At 67.0% G+C, this 3981-nt stretch carries 2 protein-coding genes and 1 pseudogene; 1 reads left to right on the top strand and 2 read right to left on the bottom strand.

Annotated features, from left to right (window positions below):
- Positions 1–892, bottom strand: a pseudogene (locus VF536_RS13265) (hypothetical protein); the annotation flags it as partial.
- 303 nt (positions 893–1195) lie between these two features.
- Positions 1196–3355: a S46 family peptidase gene (locus tag VF536_RS13260; RefSeq protein ID WP_331615322.1), complete on the bottom strand. Its 2160-nt coding sequence runs from the start codon at positions 3353–3355 to the stop codon at positions 1196–1198.
- A 251-nt stretch (positions 3356–3606) separates the two neighbouring features.
- Between VF536_RS13260 and VF536_RS13255 the strand changes: the two genes are divergently transcribed.
- Entirely contained in the window at positions 3607–3870 is a 264-nt protein-coding gene (locus VF536_RS13255; RefSeq protein ID WP_331615321.1) for a hypothetical protein, read from the top strand.
- Positions 3871–3981 lie beyond the last annotated feature (111 nt).

Genomic DNA, 3981 nt, shown 5'->3' with positions numbered 1-3981 from the left:
TCGACTCGTTGCCCGCAGCATCGGTCTGACGCACGGTGACGTGGTTCTTGCCTTCGTTCAGCGCGTCGCCGGGGATGGAAGAACCGTTGCCCGGCTTCCAGGTCTTGCCACCGTCCAGGCTGTAATCCCACTTGCCGCCCGGCTCGATGCCGTCGACATTCACCGACCCGCCGTTGTTGATCGCACCGGTGCCGGTGCTCGTCTTGATGTCCGGTTGAGTCGCGACCGTGTCCTTCACCACCGAGATCACCGCCGGCTCACTGCGTTTGCCGTCCTTGTCGATCTGCACGATCGTGATCGTGTTCTTGCCTTCCGCGAGTTGATCTGCCGGAATCGAATTTCCGGTACCAGGCTTCCAGTGCTGACCGCCGTCCGTTGAGAACTGCCAGCCCGCGCCGGGCAAGAGCCCGCCGACAGTCACCGACCCATTGCCGTTGATCGCATCGTTCCCGTTACCCGTCGACGGCGTCGGCGTCGGCGTCGGCGTCGGCGTCGGCGTCGGTGTGACGACGGGTGACCCCGAATGGGTGGTTCCATGGCCGCCCGCCGCCGCTGCACCAGCCAGCGCCAAAGCACCCAGACCGACGGACATCAGGGAAAGACTCGGCGTTTCACCAGCGGCGGGCACGGCGACATCCATACCGGCGCCCGCGCCGGGAGCAGGTACCGCCATCGACGGCGTCGATGCGTCTGCGACCACTGAGTCGTCACTCGGCGTGGCGTCCTCCGCAGCGAGATCCGCACCGAGATCCGCGGAAGTCTCGAGCACGACCTCCTCGTCCGCTTCGGGTTTCACAGCACGCCGCACCTGTCGCGCGGCGCTCCGGGAGGCGATGTCGTTCGATGTCGATGGGGCGGCTTGCGGGCTCGGCACTTGAGAGGGGTGAGTCATGATTCATCGGTCGAAAAAAATGGAACGCCCAGTCTCCGAGCCCTTCGATAGACGAACCATTCCTTCGAGACATCACCCAACGTGCCAAGACCAACAAAAACAAGTGGGTCCATCGCACATTCATGCTATCCAGCGCAAAGCTCCATCACATCAGTTCCCCGATTCAGGTCAGTCTCGCTGGCCAAAGTTGGCGGCGAGATGCGCCTGAAATGAAAACGCCCCGCACAGGCATGGCGCCAGGCGGGGCGTTCATCGGATCCTTCGCCCGGATCGCTCAGCCGAGCGACCCGGGGAACCGCGCGATCACAGCGCGTTCATTTCCTTCAGCAGGCGGTCCGCCTTGTCGACGACCTTCATCTGCCACAGCATGTAGCGCGCATCCAGGCAGATGCTGCGGTTCATGTTGTCGTTGAAGTCCCAGTCGGAGATCACCGCGTCCAGCGTGCCGTCGAACAGCAGGCCGACCAGTTCGCCGTTGCCGTTCAGCACCGGCGAGCCCGAGTTGCCGCCCGTCGTGTCCAGCGTCGCCAGGAAGTTCACCGGCACCGAGTCCAGCGCCTTCACGCCGTACTTGTCGAACTGGCGCGCCTTGATCGCGGCGAGCTGTTCGGCGGGCGCGTCGAACTCGCCCGTGCCGGTGTGCTTGGCCACGATGCCCCGCAGCGTCGTGAACGGGGTCCAGGTCGTGCCGTCCACGCCCGGCGTGCGGCCCTTCACCTGACCGAAGGCCACGCGCAGCGTGCTGTTCGCGTCCGGATAGACCGGCTGGCCGCGGCTGGCCTTGAAGTCGATCTCGGCCTGCATCGTCGCGGCATAGGCCTGCTGCGTCTTGCCGGCCAGTTCCTTGTCGCGGTTCTCGCGCGCTTCCTCGTCGGCGTGCAGCGCCACGGCGGCCTTGACCAGCGTGTCGGTGCTGCCCTCGAAGGCCGCGGCGTCACGCGACAACCAGGCCGTGCGCTCGGCCTTGTCGGTCAGCTTCGTGCCCGCGTACAGCGCGTCCACGCGCGCCGTCACGGCCGCGGCGTCCATGCCCGCGCGCACGCCCAGCGCGTTCAGGAACGCGGCGTTGAGCTGGTCGGCCGGCAGGGCCAGGTATTGCGTCAGGAAGTGGCTGACCACCTTCTTCTCGGTGACCTCGTCGAAGCGACGGTCCAGCGTCTCCACGGCCTGCTTGCGGCGCAGCTGGTCGCGGTCCTGGTACCCGGCCTTGCGCTCCGCATCCGGCTTCTTGCGCTGCAGCGCCTGCTCGTACAGGTCGCTCGCGCTCTTGACGAGCGCGGGCGTCGCGTAGCTCAGCAGGAACTCCCGGCGCACGATGGCCTGGCGCTCGGCGATCAGCCGCTCCACCTCGACCAGCGACGGGCCGTAGGCGGCGCGGCGCTTGGCGTCGGCGTTCACCCAGGCTTTCATCTGGTCGAAGGCCGCCTGCTTGCGCGCGAGGATGTCGCTGCCCGCGTAGCTGGCCATCTGGCCCTGGTAGTTCTTGTAGTAGTTGTTGACGCCGGCGACCGTGTTGGCCATCTTGATCTCGGCATCGCGACGACCGGCGGTCGCCTCCTTGATCAGGTCGAGCTGCTCGCCCATCGCCTTGACGCGGTGGGGGAAGTCCCACGAGAACGCGAAATCGACTTCCGTCGGCAGACGGTGGCGGTTGGTGCGGCCCGGATAACCGGCCACGGCGACGAAGTCGTTCTCGTTCAGCGGCGAGCTCGCCAGCTTCAGGAACTGCTGCGGCTGGAAGGGCTTGTTGTCCTTGCTGAAGTCCGCCGGCTTGCCGTCCGGGCCGACGTAGGCGCGGTAGAAGCTGTAGTCGCCGGTGTGGCGCGGCCACATCCAGTTGTCGGTGTCGCCGCCGAAGACGCCCACGCCTTCGGCCGGCGCGTGGACCAGGCGCACGTCGCGGATCTCGAGCTGCTTGGTCAGCTGGTACATCAGGCCGCCGTAGAACGCGCCCACCGAGCAGCGGTGGCCGGCGTCCTTCTCGCAGGCGGCGACCAGCGACTTCTGGTTGGCCTCGATCGCATCGATGCGGGCCTTGCCCTGCAGCGCGGCGGTCTTCTTGTCGATCACCTGCTCGGTGACGTCGGTCAGCGCGACCGTGACCAGGATGCGGCTGCCCGGCGCGGCCGGCAGTTCATCGGCCAGCGACGCGGCCAGGAAGCCCTTTTTCAGCAGGTCCTTCTGCGGCGTCGAGTTGTACTGGATGCTGCCGAACGCGCAGTGGTGGTTGGTCACCACCAGGCCTTGCGGCGACACGAACGAGGCCGTGCAGCCGCCCAGGCTCACCACCGCGCCCATCGGATACCCCAGCGGCTGCGACAGCCGCGCCGGATCGAACTTCAGGCCCAGGGCCTTCATGTCCTTGGCCACCAGCGGCAGCTGCTCCGGCATCCACATGCCTTCATGCGCCTGGGCGCCGGCGGCGGCGTACAAGGCCAGCGCGGCCCACATCACTCGTTTCATTCGCGGGACTCCTGTCCACCTTCTGAGAAGGGGCGAACCATACACGAGCCCGCCGGGCCGGACCCGTGCCGATCGGCACCCGGGCCACCATGCCGCATGGCGGGATAACCCGGAGTTCCAGTCGGGCTCCACGAGCGTGGGATGGGGAAACCCTGACTCCAAACTTACACTGACACCCGTCCGAGGCCTGCCGCGTCCAGGCCTGTTTCCAACCCCTTCCCAGCCTCCCCGTCGTCGTCCAGGAGCCCGCCATGACTCTCACGCAGCTCAGCCAGGTGAAGCGCTGGATGGTGATGCACAGCACCCGCCACCCGGTGGAGCTGGCGGTCTGGAACGTCGTGCTGACGATTTGGATGCTGGGGTTCATGGGCGTTCCGGGCGCGTTATTGATCCAGGCGTGGATCGCACTGCCGTTGTGCCTGATGGCCTGGCTGCTGCCGATGGCCTACACCGGCGGCCGCAGGAGACTGCACCGTTCGGGCCGCCTGCGCTGCGACTGGCTGACGGCGCTCTGACCCCTGCAGTCCGCGACGCCGAACACCTCGGTGACTCGAAGCCGGCGGAGCCGGTGCCCCTCGGAGCGAATTCCGAGCGGCGAGGAGGAGATTGAGCGGAGAGGGGCACCG

It is taken from the genome of Roseateles sp., from assembly GCF_036486225.1.
Lineage (GTDB): Bacteria > Pseudomonadota > Gammaproteobacteria > Burkholderiales > Burkholderiaceae_C > Roseateles.
The sequence above is the reverse complement of the archived record's forward strand: the minus strand, read 5'-3'. Positions and strand labels throughout refer to the sequence as shown.

Bases quoted from the DNA above. Each gene is read 5' to 3' on its own strand.
- VF536_RS13260 (WP_331615322.1), bottom strand. From the start codon at position 3,355: ATGAAACGAGTGATGTGGGCCGCGCTGGCCTTGTACGCCGCCGCCGGC.
- VF536_RS13255 (WP_331615321.1), top strand. From the start codon at position 3,607: ATGACTCTCACGCAGCTCAGCCAGGTGAAGCGCTGGATGGTGATGCAC.